Origin of the sequence: Allosphingosinicella sp. (assembly GCF_036402135.1) — a bacterium.
Taxonomy (GTDB): Bacteria; Pseudomonadota; Alphaproteobacteria; order Sphingomonadales; family Sphingomonadaceae; genus Allosphingosinicella.
Genome location: NZ_DASWTN010000032.1, coordinates 28,507 through 46,601, shown reverse-complemented (window position 1 = coordinate 46,601; position 18,095 = coordinate 28,507). Strand labels below are relative to the sequence as shown.

General features: G+C 64.2%; 20 protein-coding genes. 13 read left to right on the top strand and 7 right to left on the bottom strand.

Going from position 1 to position 18,095, the window contains the following annotated elements; all coding sequences use genetic code 11:
* Window positions 1-80: 80 nt before the first annotated feature.
* A complete protein-coding gene (typA, locus tag VGD10_RS09645; RefSeq protein ID WP_331040605.1) occupies window positions 81-1,898 on the top strand; it encodes a translational GTPase TypA in 1,818 nt (605 codons plus the stop codon).
* Window positions 1,899-1,926: 28 nt separating this feature from the next.
* Here typA and VGD10_RS09640 read toward each other — a convergent pair whose 3' ends face one another.
* Together VGD10_RS09640 and VGD10_RS09635 are read right to left on the bottom strand one after the other, a co-directional pair.
* Window positions 1,927-2,133, bottom strand: a complete 207-nt coding sequence (locus VGD10_RS09640; RefSeq protein WP_331040604.1) for a hypothetical protein — start codon at window positions 2,131-2,133, stop codon at window positions 1,927-1,929.
* Window positions 2,134-2,217: 84 nt separating this feature from the next.
* Entirely contained in the window at window positions 2,218-2,619 is a 402-nt protein-coding gene (locus tag VGD10_RS09635; protein ID WP_331040603.1) for a response regulator, read from the bottom strand.
* A gap of 154 nt (window positions 2,620-2,773) precedes the next feature.
* Here VGD10_RS09635 and VGD10_RS09630 point away from each other — a divergent pair, with 154 nt between their 5' ends.
* The 4 genes from VGD10_RS09630 (at window position 2,774) to VGD10_RS09615 (ending at window position 4,925) form a co-directional block, all read left to right on the top strand.
* On the top strand, window positions 2,774-3,937 hold the full coding sequence (locus VGD10_RS09630; protein ID WP_331040602.1) for a sensor histidine kinase: 1,164 nt from the start codon (window positions 2,774-2,776) through the stop codon (window positions 3,935-3,937).
* A gap of 118 nt (window positions 3,938-4,055) precedes the next feature.
* Window positions 4,056-4,256: a hypothetical protein gene (locus VGD10_RS09625; protein WP_331040601.1), complete on the top strand. Its 201-nt coding sequence runs from the start codon at window positions 4,056-4,058 to the stop codon at window positions 4,254-4,256.
* On the top strand, window positions 4,253-4,564 hold the full coding sequence (locus VGD10_RS09620; protein ID WP_331040600.1) for a hypothetical protein: 312 nt from the start codon (window positions 4,253-4,255) through the stop codon (window positions 4,562-4,564). Before VGD10_RS09625 ends, VGD10_RS09620 begins: the two co-directional genes overlap by 4 nt.
* Before the next feature lie 181 nt (window positions 4,565-4,745).
* Complete coding sequence (locus VGD10_RS09615; protein WP_331040599.1) at window positions 4,746-4,925, top strand: hypothetical protein; 180 nt, start codon at window positions 4,746-4,748, stop codon at window positions 4,923-4,925.
* Window positions 4,926-5,280: 355 nt separating this feature from the next.
* On the opposite strand, the gene VGD10_RS09610 is transcribed toward VGD10_RS09615, so the two are convergent.
* A complete protein-coding gene (locus VGD10_RS09610) occupies window positions 5,281-7,350 on the bottom strand; it encodes an amidohydrolase family protein (RefSeq protein WP_331040598.1) in 2,070 nt (689 codons plus the stop codon).
* A gap of 572 nt (window positions 7,351-7,922) precedes the next feature.
* Here VGD10_RS09610 and VGD10_RS09605 point away from each other — a divergent pair.
* Window positions 7,923-8,183 (top strand): hypothetical protein, encoded by a 261-nt coding sequence (locus VGD10_RS09605; protein WP_331040597.1) that lies wholly within the window; start codon window positions 7,923-7,925, stop codon window positions 8,181-8,183.
* A gap of 80 nt (window positions 8,184-8,263) precedes the next feature.
* Here VGD10_RS09605 and VGD10_RS09600 read toward each other — a convergent pair whose 3' ends face one another.
* On the bottom strand, window positions 8,264-8,671 hold the full coding sequence (locus VGD10_RS09600) for an EVE domain-containing protein (RefSeq protein WP_331040596.1): 408 nt from the start codon (window positions 8,669-8,671) through the stop codon (window positions 8,264-8,266).
* 81 nt (window positions 8,672-8,752) lie between these two features.
* Between VGD10_RS09600 and VGD10_RS09595 the strand changes: the two genes are divergently transcribed.
* The 3 genes from VGD10_RS09595 (at window position 8,753) to VGD10_RS09585 (ending at window position 10,601) form a co-directional block, all read left to right on the top strand.
* Window positions 8,753-9,256 carry a hypothetical protein gene (locus tag VGD10_RS09595; RefSeq protein ID WP_331040595.1) on the top strand — a complete coding sequence of 168 codons (504 nt, stop codon included), beginning with the start codon at window positions 8,753-8,755 and terminating at the stop codon, window positions 9,254-9,256.
* Between the two features lie 284 nt (window positions 9,257-9,540).
* Window positions 9,541-10,194, top strand: a complete 654-nt coding sequence (locus tag VGD10_RS09590; protein ID WP_331040594.1) for a cell wall hydrolase — start codon at window positions 9,541-9,543, stop codon at window positions 10,192-10,194.
* Between the two features lie 191 nt (window positions 10,195-10,385).
* On the top strand, window positions 10,386-10,601 hold the full coding sequence (locus VGD10_RS09585; protein WP_331040593.1) for a hypothetical protein: 216 nt from the start codon (window positions 10,386-10,388) through the stop codon (window positions 10,599-10,601).
* A gap of 6 nt (window positions 10,602-10,607) precedes the next feature.
* On the opposite strand, the gene VGD10_RS09580 is transcribed toward VGD10_RS09585, so the two are convergent.
* The 3 genes from VGD10_RS09580 to VGD10_RS09570 form a co-directional block, all read right to left on the bottom strand.
* Window positions 10,608-11,090 carry a hypothetical protein gene (locus tag VGD10_RS09580; RefSeq protein ID WP_331040592.1) on the bottom strand — a complete coding sequence of 161 codons (483 nt, stop codon included), beginning with the start codon at window positions 11,088-11,090 and terminating at the stop codon, window positions 10,608-10,610.
* 47 nt (window positions 11,091-11,137) lie between these two features.
* Window positions 11,138-11,599, bottom strand: a complete 462-nt coding sequence (locus VGD10_RS09575) for a hypothetical protein (RefSeq protein WP_331040591.1) — start codon at window positions 11,597-11,599, stop codon at window positions 11,138-11,140.
* 236 nt (window positions 11,600-11,835) lie between these two features.
* Window positions 11,836-13,233, bottom strand: a complete 1,398-nt coding sequence (locus VGD10_RS09570; protein ID WP_331040590.1) for a glutamate ligase domain-containing protein — start codon at window positions 13,231-13,233, stop codon at window positions 11,836-11,838.
* Between the two features lie 55 nt (window positions 13,234-13,288).
* Between VGD10_RS09570 and VGD10_RS09565 the strand changes: the two genes are divergently transcribed.
* The 4 genes from VGD10_RS09565 (at window position 13,289) to uvrA (ending at window position 18,036) form a co-directional block, all read left to right on the top strand.
* Window positions 13,289-14,122 carry an LD-carboxypeptidase gene (locus tag VGD10_RS09565; RefSeq protein ID WP_331040589.1) on the top strand — a complete coding sequence of 278 codons (834 nt, stop codon included), beginning with the start codon at window positions 13,289-13,291 and terminating at the stop codon, window positions 14,120-14,122.
* 74 nt (window positions 14,123-14,196) lie between these two features.
* Window positions 14,197-14,457, top strand: a complete 261-nt coding sequence (locus VGD10_RS09560) for an SWIB/MDM2 domain-containing protein (RefSeq protein ID WP_331040588.1) — start codon at window positions 14,197-14,199, stop codon at window positions 14,455-14,457.
* Window positions 14,458-14,552: 95 nt separating this feature from the next.
* Window positions 14,553-14,972 carry a hypothetical protein gene (locus VGD10_RS09555; protein WP_331040587.1) on the top strand — a complete coding sequence of 140 codons (420 nt, stop codon included), beginning with the start codon at window positions 14,553-14,555 and terminating at the stop codon, window positions 14,970-14,972.
* Between the two features lie 100 nt (window positions 14,973-15,072).
* Window positions 15,073-18,036 carry an excinuclease ABC subunit UvrA gene (gene uvrA / locus VGD10_RS09550; protein ID WP_331040586.1) on the top strand — a complete coding sequence of 988 codons (2,964 nt, stop codon included), beginning with the start codon at window positions 15,073-15,075 and terminating at the stop codon, window positions 18,034-18,036.
* Window positions 18,037-18,095: the final 59 nt, after the last annotated feature.

Sequence of the window (18,095 nt, the reverse complement as noted above, 5' to 3'; positions counted from 1 at the left end):
CTGTCCGCCTGCCTTGCCCCTGCCGCATTGTCCGGTTAAGGGCGCGGCGACATTTCCCTCATCCTCGAGAGTTTAATCCCATGAGCCTCCGCAACGTGGCGATCATTGCGCACGTCGATCACGGCAAGACGACCTTGGTCGACCAGCTGTTCCGCCAGTCCGGCACCTTCCGCGACAACCAGCGCGTGGAAGAAAGAGCCATGGATTCCAATGACTTGGAGAAAGAGCGGGGAATCACGATCCTGGCCAAGTGCACGTCCGTTGAATGGAACGACACGCGGATCAACATCGTCGACACGCCGGGCCACGCGGACTTCGGCGCGGAGGTGGAACGCATTCTCAGCATGGTCGACGGCGTCATCCTGCTGGTGGACGCGGCCGAAGGGCCGATGCCGCAGACCAAGTTCGTGACCGGCAAGGCGCTCGCGCTCGGCCTTCGCCCCATCGTCGTCGTCAACAAGATCGACCGCCCCGACGCGCGCCCCGCCGAAGTGCTGGACGAATGTTTCGAACTGTTCCTCAGCCTCGATGCGAATGACGACCAGCTCGACTTCCCGGTTCTCTACGCGTCCGGCCGCGCCGGCTATGCGGGCGAGACGGACGACGTCCGCTCGGGCGACCTGACGCCGCTGTTCCAGAAGATCGTCGATCACGTGCCGGAGCCCGGCCTCGACACGTCGGGCGAGTTCAAGATGCTCGCCACCCTGCTCGACCGCGACCCGTTCCTCGGCCGCATCCTCACCGGCCGCGTCGAAAGCGGCAAGCTCGACGTCAACATGCCGATCGCCGCGATCGACGTGGATGGAAATCCCGTGGAATCCGGCCGCGCCACCAAGGTTTTCGCCTTCCGCGGCCTGGAGCGCGTGCCCGTGGACAGCGCGGAGGCGGGCGACATCATCGCCATTGCCGGCCTCACCAAGGCGACCGTGTCCAACACCATCGCCGCGCCCGGCGTCACCGAGCCCGTCGCATCGCGCCCGATCGACCCGCCGACGCTGGCGATGAGCTTCGCGGTCAACGACTCTCCGTACGCGGGCAAGGACGGCGACAAGGTGCAGAGCCGCGTCATCCGCGACCGGCTTGAGCGCGAGGCGGAAACCAATGTCGCGATCCGCGTCACCTCCGCGCACGACAATGACGCGTTCGAAGTGGCCGGCCGCGGCGAATTGCAGCTCGGCGTCCTCATTGAGACGATGCGCCGCGAAGGCTTCGAGCTGTCGATCAGCCGCCCCCGCGTCCTCTTCCGCGACGGCCCCAACGGCCGCGAGGAGCCTTATGAAACGGTCGTCGTCGACGTGGACGACGAATTTTCGGGCACGGTCGTGGAGAAGATGAGCCTCCGCAAGGCCGAGATGACGGACATGCGCCCGTCCGGCGGCGGCAAGACCCGCCTCACCTTCTCCGCGCCCTCACGCGGCCTCATCGGCTATCATGGCGAGTTCCTGTCCGACACGCGCGGCACCGGCATCATGAACCGGCTGTTCGAGAAATACGGCCCCTATAAGGGCCCGATCCAGGGCCGTCAGAACGGCGTCCTCATCTCGATGGAGCAGGGCGAGGCGGTCGCCTATGCCCTCAATGCCCTGGAAGAGCGCGGCATCCTCTTCATCTCGCCCGGCGACAAGCTCTACGAAGGCATGATCATCGGCGAGAATGCGAAGCCCCAGGACCTTGAGGTCAACCCGCTGAAATCGAAGCAGCTCACCAACTTCCGCGCCAGCGGCAAGGACGAAGGCATCCGCCTCACCCCGCCGCGCCGAATGACCCTGGAACAGGCCATCGCCTACATCCAGGACGACGAGCTGGTGGAAGTGACGCCGAAGGTGATCAGGCTGCGGAAGCGGTATTTGGATCCCCATGAGCGAAAGCGGCAAAGCCGCAAGAGCGAGGCCGCGTAGAGACTTTCATCGCTAACGAGAGCGCCCCCTAGCGCGCCTTGATGCGAGTCCTAGCTGTCCGGGGTGGCAACGGCGCGCCTGCTTCGACCCAGGGCAGCTCGTCGAAGGAAGGCTTGTAGCCGCGCCAGCGGTAGAGCTTTTCGCTGATGTTGAACGCGATGCTGCGGTCGTTAACGAAAGCCGTGTGGGTGTGGCCGTCGGCGCCGCGCAGCCGATATTCGCCGGTTCCGTCCATGTTTGTTTCCTCGTTGCGCAGTGCCGCAGCCGAAAGGCCGTGCACGCTTTCCAATCAGGCGGGCCGGATCATCCGGCCGCCGCGTCAATCCGTGCTTTGACCGCTTATGCTCCGGCTCCTGACCCCGTCCTGCAGCAAGGCGGCGAGCTGGTCCGGTGCGTAGGGCTTAGGAAGAAAAGCCCCGTGGTCGGGGATATCCTCCTCCGCCAGGGTCTGGGCACCGGAGGTGATGATCAACTCTACTTCCGGCCGGACTTCGTGGACGAGCTGGGCAAGAGCCAGTCCGTCCATGGTGCCCGGCATGTTGATGTCGGTGAAGAGAATGTTCACCTGCGGATGTTCCTCGAGCACGTCCAGCGCCTCAGCGGCATCGCCCGCCTCGAAGCTTTCGAAGCCGAGATCGGTGACGGTGTCCACCGCCGCCATCCGGGTGAAGGCTTCGTCCTCGACGATGAGAACAGACCGGGCATTGGGCTGGGGTGTCATGGCGGGTCAACATAGGCTAGAGTAGTTCGTTCCACTGCACCTCGGCGGATGGGGTAGGCAGAGGCTGCACGGCAGTCAGGCCAACCCGGACTCTCCCTTGAGAACGCTGGACGCGCAACCAGGCAGACCAGCCTGTGCGCAAGAGGGCCTCACCTTGAACAATTTCGAAGAGAATCTCGCCGACACGCCGGCCCGCACCAGATCCGAGCTCCGGATCGACAATGTGCGGGAGCAAGGCGGCTTTTTCGTCGACGCGGTACGGATCACGCGCATGCCGATGATCGTCACCGACGCCACCCTGCCCGGCAATCCGATCATCTTCGCCAACGAAGCCTTCATCAAGCTGTCCGGGTACACGCCGGAGGAGCTGAACGGGCAGGACCCGCATTTCATGAACGGGGACGGCACCGATCCCGCCTCGATCCGCCAATATGAAGCGGCGATGGAGGCGGGGCGGGACGAAACGCTGGAGCTCGTCCAGTACAAGAAGGACGGCACGCCGTTTCACGCGATGCTGTTCGCCAGTCCCTTGGACGACGGGCAGGGCAAGGTCCTTCACCATTTCATGTCCTATCTCGACATCACCCGCCGGTTCGAGGCGGAAGAGGATCTGCGCCTGCTCACGCGCGAGCTGGAGCACAAGGTCGAGGAGAGGACGCGGGAGCTGCAGCGCGCGAACGATGTGCTGACCCGCCTGGTCGGGGAGAAGGAGATGCTGCTGGCGGAGGTCAATCACCGGGCCAAGAACAGCCTCTCCATCGCCTCATCGCTGCTGGGAATTCAGGGGCGCCGCCAGCAGGACCCTTCCGTCAAGGCTCTGTTCGAAGAAGCGCAGGACCGGCTGATGGCGATGGCGCGCGTCCACGACCTTCTGAGCAAATCCGAAACGTCGCAGCGCGTGGATCTCGCCACCTACCTCGGCGATCTCTGCGAGGCGTTGCGGCCGATCACCGAGCATGACGATTGCATTGAGCTGCGCACGCAGTTGGAGGAAAATATCCTGGTCCATGCCGACGTCGCCATACCGCTCGGGATTGTCGCCACGGAGCTCATCACAAATGCGGTGAAGTACGCCTTCCCACATCCCGATTGTGGCACGATCCTCGTAGAGGCTGCTCGGGAAGGCACATCGCAGGTCCGGATGACGATCTCAGACGATGGAAAAGGGATGTCGGGCGTACGCGAAGGATCGCTTGGCTTTGGCATAGTCGAAGCCCTGGTGCGTCAGATTAGGGGCAAGATGAATGTGGAGAATGATCCTGGCGTGACGGTGACGATCCTGTTCCCCTTGCCTGGGGAACACGCCGCCCAGAATTAGGGGTGGTCGTAATCCAGGACGGAGTTCCTATATTGAGGATATCACCTGATCCCTCAGCAAGCATCTCGTGACAGAGAGACACTCATGTGCTCCCGCTTGCACATCTAAGGTGATTTCCATGGAAAAGGCATTTTGGCTCCGCAGGCAGCAGGAGTCGCTGGATATGGCGCAGGACGCAAGCAGCGCCGAGGCGCGTCTGGTCCACCTCGAGCTGGCCGGCCGCTACAGCATCGAAGCAGCAGCTGGCGGCGGTCATTCGAAAGGTCCGGAGCAAGGACCGGCCCGAGAGCCTGGCGTCGAAGGGGAGCCCCGGCGATGAGATCCTGGTCCAAGACGCGGATTTCAGCTCCACCTCTTTCGCTCGACGAGAAGGTGCGGCAGGGTAAGGCGGTTCGTTCCGCTCAGCTCGCTCTTACATCCACCGACGCGGTTCGCGCTTTCCTCAACACGCACCAGAAGCTCCTTGGCGGAAGGCCTATCGACCTGGCGATTGAAAGCGCTGCAGGGCTGATCCGTGTGGAGCAGTTCCTTGAGGGGCAGGCGGAGATCGAACGAGCCGGTCTGCTAAAATACGTCCACCAGCCGGAAGCTAACGCACCTGCTCAAGCAATGGGAGAACCGAGATGATCACATCGTTTAGTAACTCCCGCCGCAGCGCCGATGAAAGTCCCGAGGCCCACGCGGACCGCATGACGAGCAACTTTTCGGAGCGGGCCTCGGACGGATCATTCTGCGGGCGCCGCGGTCTTTTCGAGCATCATGCTCGAGTGCTTCGGCAGGCACGTGCCGAGCTAGGAGGTACCGCGCAATGACCTCCTCCACCCACGCGCAGCCCAGCGACACTTCGCCGGCCGAGATGGATGCGCAGATGAAGAAGCATGGCATCATACGAGTGCCCGCCGACTACTTCGAATATGGCGGCTACCGCTACACCAACCTCAAGGACGCAGTCGCGGAGGCTCTCCGGCGGCACGCAAAGACCACCTGAGCAGATGCTTCTTTTGACAAGCGCTTTAGCTTCCGCGCTTCCTGTATCCCCGTTCGTTGAACAGCCGTCTCTCGCGGCGGCGATACCAACCTAAGCCGAGGAGAATGGCGGCCACGGCAATGATGGCCGCTATAAGCGAGTAGGCGACGATGAGTCTGGTTTCCATTCCCCCGCAACGTATGTCCGTCCAGAATGGGCCCGCTGAGACGGGACGGTCGGAGGAAGATGCCGTCACGAAGTAATTTCCTGACGTTGGCCGGTTCGGCTAAAGCCAACGCTAGCCGAAACGCCTGCTCTCTCTCTTCGCCCTGCTTCGGCGGCTGCGTTGCAGCCGGGGCGCTGCGCTTGGGCAGCCTTATTTCGGCCTGCCGCTATACCCCGCCGCCTTCCGCAACTCGTCGCCGTCCATCACATAGCCGTCGCTGACCACAGTGAGGACGCGGCGGAGGGCGCCGATTTCCTTTGAGGGGTCGCCGTCCACCAGCACCATGTCGGCTTCCTTGCCGACCGCGATCGATCCGGTGCGCTTGTCGGCGCCGACGACGCGGGCGGGGAGGATGGTGACGCTCTGTAGCGCCTCGGCGGGGGTGAAGCCGGCCTGTTGGTAGATTTCAAGCTCGCGGATCAGCTCGATGCCCCAGCCGTCGGTGCCGCCGAGGATCGGGACCCCGGCCTTGTGCAGCTTGCCGACCAGCTGGACCATCTTCGCATAGCTTGCGCGGTAATCGTCGCGGGTGAAGCCATCGACGAGCGGATAGCCGCCGGAGGTGAATTGCGAGCGCTCCAGAACCGGCGAGATGATGCCCATATAGGGCGCGTAGGCCGGGTGGGGCTTGCCGCCATCCTGCGTCAGGAAGCCTTCGAAGATGACGAGCGTCGGATCGACCAGCGTCTTACGGCGGGCGAGATCCGCGATGAAGTTCGTCATCAGCGGCCCGTCGAGGTCGACGTCCTTGAACAGGCGCGCGGGCCCTTCCATCCGCTGCCGGGTGTTCGCCTTGTCGATCACCTCCTTCGGCATCGATTCCATGACGACGAAATTGAGGTGCGTCAGCTCGTCATAGCCGGCGGCGACGGCTTCGCTGGGCTTCATCGTCGCCGGCACGTGGCCGTGGACGTGGAGGCCCAAGCGATGCGCCTCGGCCGCAGCGGGGGCGATCCAGGCGGGATTCATCGAGGTGTAGAATTTGACGCCCCAGAGGCCCGCATCCTTGATCCTGCGGACGGTGGCGATCGCTTCCTCCTGGCTGCTGACCACTTCCGCGCCCTGGGCGGCGAGCGGGTCCTTCTTGTCGATGATGACCGAGATGAAGGGTTCGCCCATCAGGAGGTCGCCGGAGGCGCGGCGCTTGGTCGCCTCGACAGCGCGGTCGAAGGTGGTGCCGGGGCTCCGGAAGCTGGTGATGCCGTTGGCGACGTTCGACAGCACGCTCCAGTCGTCGCCGATATGAAGGTGGCTGTCCCAGATGCCGGGGACGAGCGTCTTGCCCCGGCCGTCGATGGTGCGCGCCCCGGCCGGCGCCTTCAGCGAGCCCGCGGCGCCGATCGCGGCGATCTTGCCATCCTGCGCGAGCACGGCGCGCGCGGCGAGGAAGACCCCCTTGTCGGCGTCGAACAATTGCACGTTGTCGAACAGCACCGGCGCCTTGGCGGCGGTGGTGAGGAAGCGGGAAGCGACCGATTTCACTTCGGCGGCCGTCGCACGATCCTGCGCGTCGCGAAGCTGCTTCAGAGCGTCCTCGTAGCCGGCAGGGATCGTCGAGATGTAATCGATGCTGGCGAAATAGCGCTTGTTCTCGTCGAGCCAGACCGGGATCGGCGAAGGCAGGATGCCGCGCATGAAGGCAAGCTGGAGCTTCTTCGGCCCGCTGGGTCCCTGAACGGTGACCGTCTCGCCGAAGCTCATCCGCCCCTTGCCGCTGGGCAGGAAGTCGACGCCCGCGTCGCCCGCCGCGGCGAGCTTCTCGATCAACGGCGCATTGGCGATGCCGACGCCGCCCGCGGGGATGTACCAGCCGCCGGCCGACGCTTCGCCGCTGTCGGTCGCCGTCTTCCAGGTCGCGCGGCCGTTTTCGACGCGGAAGGTCTCGGCGGCGTCGCCGGAGAGCGTGACGCCGCGGACTTCGAGCGCCTGAACCGTCCCATCCGGCGCGAGCGTCTGCACCTGGTCCATCTCGGTGATCCAGCCGCGTAGCTCCTGCGACCAGCGATAGGCGGTGCGGCCGTCGGGAAGCTGCCAGCGCCACTGGTCGCCATGCTTCCCCGCCTCGGACACCACCACATAGTGATCGGCGTCGGCGGGCGGCTTCAGCAGTTGCTCCTTAGGGACCGGACTCGATCGGGCGGCAGGCGCCTGCGCCTCATGCGCCTGCACGGCAAGTGGAGCGACAGCGGCAAACATCGCGGCAAGCAGGATCGAGCGCATGGAACATTCCCCCTTTGAAACGGCTTAGTGTGACGAGCCGACATGGAGATAGCAACCCGTATTGAGGCGGGCGGACCATTGGTCTTTCCGATGGGCGCGCGCTGTGGCACGAACTCAAAATTACTTGGAATAGCTTGGATATTGGGGCATTCTCGCCGCGCTATAGGAGGATTATCGATGAGGATGTTGCTCGGTTTCGTCGCATCTGGAGCTTTGCTCGCTCCAAGCCTCCCTCTTCCCGCAGCCGCGGCAGAGACTGGCTCGTCGAATAAGGCAAAGGATCCGAACAAGGTGATCTGCGAAAATCAGACGGTCATCGGTTCGAGATTGGCTGTTAAGAGGAAGTGCCTCACAAGGGCGCAGTGGGAGGAGCATCGCTTAGCTACGAAGGATGCGGTTGACTCCCTACAGCGCGGAGGCAGCACCTGCACTCTTGAGAAGAAGTGTTGAATTGACAATGGAGCCCTAGAAATAATCCCTTTGCAGTTATCTGGCCCGTCAAATCGGACGAAAATGCTTGGAGTAGAGTTTTTAGAAGAATGGGCCGGCAGCCGGAACGGAAGGAGTTTTCATTGAAGAGTGCCCTCCACTTTTTGACGCGTACAGCCTTGCTCACACATGTCCTCACCATGCCCGCCAACGCGGACGAGCCGAAATCTTCTGAGAAAAAGAGCGATGGTGACAAAATCATCTGCGAAAATCAGACTGTTATCGGGTCCCGGCTGGCGACGAAGAGGAAATGTATGACCAAGGCGCAATGGGCCGAGCACCGCCTCTTGACCAAGGATGCAATCGAGGCGGCGCAGCGCACCGGTTTGAAACCTGTACAATAAGGAGAGATTGGCTTCCTTAGCCTGCGGGGCGGGCCGTCGAACGGCAGCGCGCAGGTGCAATCTGGGCCGCGACTAGCGGCTCAGTTCTTTTCGCTGGCGAGTGAGAGTATCTTCTTCCACTCCTCATCCCGCACCAGTGACACTGATAGGCGGGATTGGCGGATGAGCTCCATCCCGGCGAGCTTTGGTTCGGCCTTGATCTCGGCTAACGTGACGGGGCGGGGAAGCGGGCGGACGGGTTCGACGGGGACTTTCACCCAGGCGCCCTCAGGGCCATCGGGTTTGCCCTCGCCCGCGATGCGCATGATGCCGACCACCGCCTTTCCTTCGTTGCTGTGGTAGAAGAAGGCTTCGTCGCCCGGCTTCATCGCGCGGAGGTGGAGGCGGGCGGCATTGTTGCGGACGCCGTCCCAATCGGTGGCGCCGTCGCGGACGAGATCGTCCCAGCTATATTTGTGCGGTTCCGACTTCATCAGCCAATAGGCCATCTTGAGTACGCGCCTTTCGCTTAAGGGTGACGCGGAATGGCTAGGCTGGATTTTGGCAGCCGCGCAAGCCAGAGTGAGGTTATGCGCAGCGCCATCCTCCTCGCCCCCCTCCTTGCCGCCGCCTGCGGCGAGACCGTTCAGGACAATCACTTCGCCGACGACATCAAGGAGGAAAGGCCTGTCTCCGGCCCGGTCCGAAGCGCGGCCGTGCCGGTGCGCGTGGGCGAGCTCGGGCCGAGCTTCCCGGCCTGCGGCGCGGCAGGAACGACGCGGAACGTGCCGGCGGGCGCAGGGCTTCCGGTCCGGGCCGCTCCCTTCGACACGGCCGACGAGGCGGGGTCGGTTCCTGCCGGCAGCCGCTTCTTCATCTGCACGCGAAGCCACGACCAGAAATGGTTCGGCATTGTCTACGACGCGGCGGGCGCGAGCCAGAGCTGCGGCGTTTCCGAGCCTGCCTCCAGCCGCCGCAACTATCAGGGACCCTGCTCCTCCGGCTGGGTCTCGAGCGCCTTCGTACGGCTTACCGCCGGAGTAGATCAGGCGGCTCCTCAGGTGGCCGAAAGTGACGCTGGAAACGCTTCTTAGCCACAGATTCTACAGCATTTATCCACAAGCGAAGTGGTTGAGTTTACTTAGAAAACGCTAAGTTCCATGGATTTTGGAACGTTCATCTCAGGATGCGAACGGCTCATCGACGGACGGGGTGCATTTGCTTGCGTCGAATCGGTGAAAAGGTCATTAACCATGCATCCCAAGAGCGGGGGCCACCCGGGGACTGAAGAGCAGGGTGGCCGCAAAGTCCGGGGGCGATCAGGCGCGGTTCTCGCGCCCTAGAAGATCAGCCGAAGGCATAGACAAGAGAGAGCTGGATGATCAAATTCGCCCGTGCCGGCGGCATTGCCGCGGCTGTGCTTGCCCTTGGCCTGACGACAGGCTTCGCCGGACCTTCCCAAGCCTCCCGTATCGATGTCGCGCCGCAGGGCGCCAGCTACCTCGACCACGCTTCTGCGACGATGGGCGAAGGCGCCCTCAACGAAGCCGGCGACATCGAGGCGATCACCAAGACCGTCATGCAGGCCGCCGAGGCCGCCGTGCCGCGTCCCCGTGCCCTTCCCGAGCTGGTCAGCGCCTATGAGGCGACCGACGTCTCCGACCAGGAGCAGGATTGCCTCGCCAGCGCCGTTTACTTCGAAGCGCGCGGCGAACAGATCGAGGGTCAGCTCGCGGTCGCCGAAGTGGTCCTGAACCGCGTCGCTTCCAAGAAATATCCCGACACCATCTGCGAAGTCGTCGAGCAGCCCTGGCAGTTCTCCTTCGTCAACGAGACGGGCCGCATTCCGGAAGCGAACCGCGCCTCCAAGGCCTGGAAGAAGGCCGTCGCCATCTCCGAAATCGCGCTCAAGAAGGCCGCTGCCGAAGTGAGCGAGGATGTCCTCTGGTACCATGCCGATTACGTCGCGCCGGTATGGCGGAAGAACCTCGACCGCGAAAAGAAGGTCGGCGTTCACATTTTCTACAGCTAAGCCTGAGCGGCATAGCAGGGGCAAGGGACCGGGTCGGGGGCGATCCGGTCCCTTTTCCATGTCGCGATGACGCATATTACCGGACTAAAGGCTTCAATGAAGAAGCTTTTGAACCTTTGGCGCCTCCGGTCGTTAGATAGCCGCGGGACCGTGAAGGTTGCCGCCGCTTCATCTTGGCCGCAGGAAATCTCATGACTAATCAAGAACTCTACCTCGCCCGTGCTGCAGAAGCCCGTGCCGAGGCCGAGATCGCTTCGCTCACCAACGTCCGCGACCGCTGCCTCCGGGCCGAGGCTGCGTGGCTCAGCATGGCCGCCCGCGCCGAGCGTACCGACCGGATGCGCGCCCGGCTGGAAACGGAAAAAGCCGCCAAGGCCGAGCCGCAGCCCCAGCCCGTACTCGCCTAAGCTTCTCTAGGCGCGGCCTTCACCGCCGGGGCTTGCGATCCCGGCCGGCCCCGTGCCGCTGCCGCCGCCGCCAAGGTCGCCTTTGTCACCGGGCGTTCCCGAACCCGTCTCACCGCGGCGCGCGCCCTGTCCGATCGCCTCCGCCCCGGTGGGGCCGCCGCTCAGCCGTTCGGCGCCGCCCTCGCGCTCCGCCGCGTCGGCAAGGCTGCCATGGGCGGTGCCGAGCGCCGCCGCTTCCGCCGCAATGCCGCCGCCGTCGAGCCCCGCCAGCGCGCCGGCGCCCGCGCCCATCGGCGTTTCGCCGCCCAGCATGTCGCCAGGCACGCCGCCTTCCGTTCCGCCGGTGCCGCCAGTCGTGCCGCCGGAGGGCTCGCCGCTGCCGGCGATCGTGCCGCCGCCGCTGGATCCGCCAGCGCCGCCCAGATCTTCCTTCTCCGTGTCCGCGAGCGCGGCTTCGTTGATGCCGCCGCCCTGGTTCTGCTGTGCCATTGCCTCTTTCCTTCCGGCGCTATCAACGCCGGAGGAAAGAGCGCGGTTCAGCGGTCTGTCGGGCCCTCGGCCCCTTTCGCCTTCCTGCCGTCGTCACCCTGGCCGCCGCTTTCGCCGCCTTGGGGCTCGCTGCGGCTGAGCCTCTTTTCGCCGCTATCGTCGTCATAGCGTTCGAGAAGTTCGCGCGCCGCGTCGATCAGCACCTTCTTTACCGCCTTGCCGATGGCCGCGCCCGCAGCCTTCGTGTCTTCGGCGACGTCGCTGGCCTCGCCCCGGACGGCGTTCCGAACCTTGCGGTTGGTGAGGGAAGCTGCGGCAGCCATCAGTGCTGCGGCGACGGCTTCGGCCACGACCGGCTGCTCGGCCAGCTTCTGCGCGGCCTTACCGGCCGTCTTTCCGGCGTCCTTGACCTTCCCGGAAATCTTCGAGCGGCGCTTGCCGCCGCGTCCGGATGTGTTGGCGCCTTCCGCGCCCTCATTCGCTGTTCCTGCCTTCTTTGCCTTTGCCATTCCTGAAAAGCTCCTGCGATTGCGGTCCAGGGGACCTGTTTCGGGCTAGCAACGTGAGCCCAGGCAGAATGTTTCGGCGGCACCCTCAGGTAAAATCGTTTCGCAGCCTCATCTTCGCACCATCTCCTTGCGAAAACTGCTATAATCGCTTCCGACGAACGGCGACTCGCCTCCGGAAGCCCACCCCGATGCGCCTGTCGCCAGCCCCGGCAGGGGAGGCCGGGGCCCCGTCCATCCTAAAGCTTTTCGAGCAGCTCGGCTGCGAACAGCGACAATGTGTCGTCGCGCGCGCCCATGACGATGATGCGGTCGCCGGGCCGGGCAAGTTCGGCAAGCCGCTCGCCGCAGGCCGCGCGTTCGGGAATATGCTCGGCCTGCCGCCCGGCCGCCCTGACGCCTTCGATGATCTGGGCGCTGCCGACGCTCCGGTCCACGGTGCCGCCATAATAGACCGGATCGGGCATCAACAGCACGTCCTCGGCCTTCATCCGCTCCGCAAAGCAGGCGACAAGCTCCCGTCCCATCGTCTTCAGCGGGCCGTAGCCGTGCGGCTGGAACAGGATGAGGAGCCGGCCCGGAAAGGCGTTGAGCGTGTCGAGCGTCGCGGCGATCTTGTCGGGATTGTGCCCGAAATCGTCGATGACGCTGATCCCGCCCTTGGTGCCCACCACTTCGAAGCGGCGGCGAAGTCCCTTGAAGCCGGAGAGGGCCGCGGACGCGGTGGCGAGATCAACGCCGGCTGCGGACGCAGCGGCAAGGGCACCTAGGGCGTTTGAAGCATTGTGCCGCCCCGGCACCTGCAGCCGCACCTCGATCGCTTCACCCGTCGCGCGCCTCGTGGCGGAAAAGGAGATCGCGAGCGGCTCTTCCGTCACGTTGCCGCCGAGAAGGTCCGCCTCCTCGTCCGAGAAGCTGTAGGTCATCAGCCGCTGGGGATCGACCTCTCCGGCTAGCCGCCGCGTCTCCTCATCGTCGAGGTTCAGAACCGCGGTTTCGGCCTTGCCGATGAAGCCGCGGAAGAGGCCGCGAAGCTCGTCCATGCTCTTATGGTCCAGCGTGACATTGCCGAGCACGGCGATGCGCGGCCGGTAAAGCGCGATCGAGCCGTCGCTCTCGTCCACCTCGCTTACGAACGCATCGCCCTTGCCGACGAGGGCGCTTGCGAACGGCGTGTCGGGGGTCACGAAATTCTTCATCACGGCCCCGTTCATGACGATCGGGTCGCGACCGGCTTCGTGCAGGATCCAGCCGATCATCCCGGTCGTAGTCGATTTGCCGCTGGTCCCTCCGCAGGCGATGCTGAGTGGCGCCGCGTTAAACAGTTGGGCGAGCAGCTCCGGCCGCGTCACGCGGCTTGCGCCGACGCGGTTCGCCGCCTGCACGTCCGGCACCGTTTCCTCGATGGCTGCGGAGGTGACGAGCAACTGGTCGGGGCTGGTGACGCCGCTGCCGTCCTGCGGAAACAGGCGGATGCCCTGCCGCTCCAGAAAAGCGAACTTGTCCGCGACGCGCCCCTGGTCGAGCGACCGGTCTGAGCCGGCGACGTCGGCACCCTGCCCGCGCACGATGCAGGCGAGCGGCAACATGCCGCTGCCGCCGATGCCGCAAAAGAAATAGGATTTGGCGCGATTCATGCCGATGCCCTAGGGAGAAGCCTCGGCCATTTCAAAGGCTTTGAGGGGAGCGGACATGCGGATCGGAGTGGTTGCGCCGTCGACGCCGATCACGCGCGACGTGGCGGAGCGGGTTACCGCCCTCGCCGCCGCTCAATTTCCATCCGCCGAGATCGTCTTCCACGCGCAATGTTTCGAGGTGCACAACCACTTCGCCGGCACCGATGCAGTGCGGGCGAAGGCTTTCCTCGAGGTCGCCAACGATCCTGCCTTCGACGCGCTCTGGTTCGCGCGCGGCGGCTACGGCTCCTGCCGCATTGCGGAGGAGGTGCTCGGCCGGCTCGCCCCTGCGGCGCGAGAGAAGCAATATCTCGGCTATAGCGATGCCGGCTATGTGCTCGCCGGCCTCTATGCGGCGGGCTTCGAACGGGTGGCGCATGGGCCGATGCCGAAGGACATCCTCCGTGACGGCGGCGATGCTGCAGTGCTTCGGGCGCTGGCCTGGCTGGTTGAAGCAGATTCCTCCTCGCTAGAGCCGAACCTGTCCGGAACGGACAAGACTGTCGCCTTCAACATCACCGTCTTCAGCCAGCTGCTCGGAACCCCGCTCCAACCGGACGTGACGGACCATGTGCTGATGATCGAGGACGTGTCCGAACATATGTACCGGACCGACCGGTCGATGTTCCACATTACCAGCAATCCCGGCGTCCGGCGCGCGGCGGGCATCCGCCTTGGCCGCTGCACCGACGTTCCGGAAAATGACGTCGACTTCGGCGAGACCGAGGAAGAGGTGGTCCGCCATTGGTGCGAGCGGGCGGGAATAACCTATGTTGGAAGGGCCGATATCGGCCACGATGCGGCCAACAAGGTCGTTCCCTTCGGTCTTACCCACAAATTCTTACGGTAAATGGCGCTGGAAGCCCCTTGCGCGAGGAACGGCTTTGCGCTCTACCGGTAACAAATTTTCAGAGGAGGGCCCAAATGGCAAAAGGAAATAACGCGCTGCAGCAGCCGCTGAAGCCGTCGAACGAACTGGCGGCTGTCACGGGTTCGGGCAACATCGCCCGCGCCGAAGTGGTCAGCAAGATGTGGGACTACATCAAGAAGAACAATCTTCAGAACCCGCAGAACAAGCGCGAAATCATGGCCGACGACAAGCTGAAGCCGATCTTCGGCGGCAAGGACAAGGTCAGCATGTTCGAAATGAACAAGCACCTGTCGAACCACCTCAGCAAGCCCTGAGCTTCCTGAAGGAATGAGATCAAAGGGCCCGGAGGCGATGCTTCCGGGCCCTTTTCATTTGTCTCCAGGGGCGCGGCGGGGATAGGTCAGGTACGATGCTGAAGACCTATCACGGAAGCTGCCACTGCCGCGCCTTGAAGTTCGAAGCGGAGATCGACCTTTCCGAAGGTATCCGCCGCTGCAATTGCAGCTTCTGCCTGAAGACCGGCTACAAAAAGGCGCTGATCCCCTTCGACCGGCTCCGCTTCACCGGAGGCGAGGACGACCTTCGCGATTACAAGGCGCGGCCGTCCGCCTGGCCGCCGGGCGACATCAACCATTATCGCTGCGCCCGCTGCGGCTGTCACACTTTCTCGCGCGGCTATCTCGACAAGATGGGCGGCAATTTCTGGGCCGTGAACGTCTCCTGCCTGGACGATGCCAGCGAAGAAGAACTGGCCGCCGCCCCGATCATCTACGAAGACGGCAAGAACGACCGCCAGGACCGGGCCCCGGCGGTGACGCGGCACCTGTAACGCCTTGCTTTTGAGGGCTCCCGCACCCATCTCCGATGGGCTGCGCCGACTCTGTCAGCCGCACTTGCCACAATAGAACAAATCTGGAACAACTCAGGCTATGCTGACTCATCTTAGCGTCCGCGGCGCGCGCGAGCATAATTTGAAGGGCGTCGACATCGACATCCCGCGCGAGACGCTGACCGTCATCACTGGCCTGTCCGGTTCAGGCAAGTCGTCGCTCGCCTTCGATACCATCTATGCCGAGGGGCAGCGCCGCTACGTGGAGTCGCTCAGCGCCTATGCGCGGCAGTTCCTCGAGATGATGCAGAAGCCCGATGTTGACCACATCGAGGGCCTGTCGCCTGCCATTTCGATCGAGCAGAAGACGACCAGCCGCAATCCGCGCTCCACGGTCGCGACGGTCACTGAGATCTACGATTATATGCGCCTGCTCTGGGCGCGCGTCGGCGTGCCCTATAGCCCCGCCACAGGCCTTCCGATCAGCGCGCAGACGGTCAGCCAGATGGTCGACCGCGTCATGGCGCTCCCGGAAGGCACGCGCCTTTACCTGCTCGCGCCGGTCGTGCGCGGCCGCAAGGGCGAGTATCGTAAGGAGCTGGCCGAGTGGCAGAAGGGCGGCTTCACCCGCGTCCGCATCGACGGCCAGTTCTATGACATCGAAGACGCGCCGGCGCTCGACAAGAAGTACAAGCAAGACATCGAGGTGGTCGTGGACCGCCTCGTCGTCCGCGAAGGCATCGAGACGCGCCTCGCCGACAGCTTAGAGACCGCGCTGAAGCTTGCCGAGGGCCTCGTCTATCTCGATCCCGCCGATGCCGGCGCTCTGACCGACCAGCCGGAGGGCAAGGTCGTGCTCGGCGACAACGCGCCTGAAGGCCGCATCGTCTTCTCCGAGAAATTCGCCTGCCCCGTCTCCGGCTTCACCATTGCCGAGATCGAGCCGCGGCTCTTCTCGTTCAACGCTCCGCAGGGCGCCTGCCCGGCCTGCGACGGCCTTGGCGAAAAGCTGCTGTTCGATCCTGAGCTGGTCGTTCCAAACGAGAATCTGTCAATCAAGAAGGGCGCGGTCGTTCCCTGGGCCAAGTCGAACCCGCCCAGCCCTTATTACATGCAGGTCCTGTCCAGCCTCGCCCGCGAATTCGACTTCAGCCTCGAAACGCCGTGGAACGAACTCTCCGACGAGGTCCGCCGCATCATCCTGTTCGGCACCGAAGGCCGCCCGGTCACGCTCCGCTTCATCGACGGCCGCAAGTCCTACGAGGTGAAGAAGCCGTTCGAAGGCGTTATCGGCAATTTGAACCGCCGCATGCTCCAGACCGAAAGCGCCTGGATGCGCGAGGAGCTCGCCAAATATCAGAGCGCCGCGCCCTGCGAGACCTGCAAGGGCGCCCGCCTCCGCCCGGAGGCACTCAGCGTCAAGATCGCCGGCGAGGACATTTCGATGTCCACCCGCCGCTCCGTCCGCCATGCGCTGGAATGGTTCTCGACACTGGAGGAAAAGCTCTCCCCTCAGCAGCGCGAAATCGCCCGCGCCATCCTGAAGGAGATCAACGAGCGGCTCGGCTTCCTCAACAATGTCGGCCTCGATTACCTGAACCTCGACCGCACCTCCGGCACCCTGTCGGGCGGCGAGAGCCAGCGCATCCGCCTCGCCAGCCAGATCGGCTCCGGCCTTTCCGGCGTCCTCTACGTGCTCGACGAACCCTCGATCGGCCTCCACCAGCGCGATAACGACCGGCTGCTCGTCACGCTGAAGCGCCTCCGCGATCTCGGCAACACCGTGCTGGTCGTCGAGCATGACGAGGACGCGATCCGCAGCGCCGATTACGTCATCGACATGGGCCCCGGCGCCGGCGTCCACGGCGGCGAAGTCGTGGCCCACGGGTCGCTGAGCGACGTCCTTAGTAATGAAGCGTCACTGACTGCGGACTATCTCACAGGCCGCAGAGCCGTTCCCCTCCCTTCCAGTCGCCGCAAGGGGACTGGAAAGAAGCTTACCGTCCGCGGCGCCCGCGCCAACAATCTGAAGCAGGTCAGCGCCTCGATCCCGCTCGGCACCTTCACCTGCATCACCGGCGTGTCGGGCTCGGGCAAGTCGAGCTTCACCATCGACACCCTCTATGCCGGCGCCGCCCGCGCGCTGAACGGTGCCCGCCTCGTCTGCGGCCCGTGCGAGAAGATCGACGGCCTCCAATATCTCGACAAGGTGATCGACATCGATCAGTCGCCGATCGGCCGCACGCCGCGCTCCAACCCCGCCACCTATACCGGCGCCTTCACCAACATCCGCGACTGGTTCGCGGGGCTGCCGGAGGCGCAGGCGCGCGGCTACAAGCCCGGCCGCTTCTCGTTCAACGTCAAGGGCGGCCGGTGCGAGGCGTGCGCGGGCGACGGCCTGATCAAGATCGAGATGCACTTCCTCCCCGACGTCTACGTCACCTGCGACGTCTGCCATGGGCAGCGCTACAATCGCGAGACTTTGGAGGTGAAGTTCAAGGGCAAGTCGATCGCCGACGTGCTCGACATGACGGTCGAGGACGCGGTCGAATTCTTCAAGGCGGTGCCGCCGATCCGCGAGAAGATGGCAATGCTTGCCGAGGTTGGCCTAGGCTACGTCAAGGTCGGCCAGCAGGCAACGACCCTGTCCGGCGGCGAGGCGCAGCGCGTGAAGCTCGCCAAGGAACTCTGCCGCCGCGCCACCGGCCAGACCCTCTACATCCTCGACGAGCCCACCACCGGCCTTCATTTCGAGGATGTGCGAAAGCTCCTGGAGGTTCTTCACGCCCTCGTCGAACAGGGCAACAGCGTCGTCGTGATCGAACACAATCTCGAGGTCATCAAGACCGCCGACTGGATCATTGATTTAGGTCCGGAGGGTGGTGACAAAGGCGGCGAAATTGTCGCTGAGGGCACACCGGAGCAAGTCGCTCAGGAACCCCGCTCATATACCGGCCACTATCTCGCGCCGCTGCTTCAGGGCACGCGAGCGGAGGTGGTTGCGGCGCCGGTCAGGAAGAAGCGGGCGAAGGCGTCAGTGCGGGAGCGTGAGGCGGCGGAGTGATGCCCCTTCGCATGTTGCGAAGTCAGATAAGCTCGCGGATTGCGGCCCGGAGATTCCGC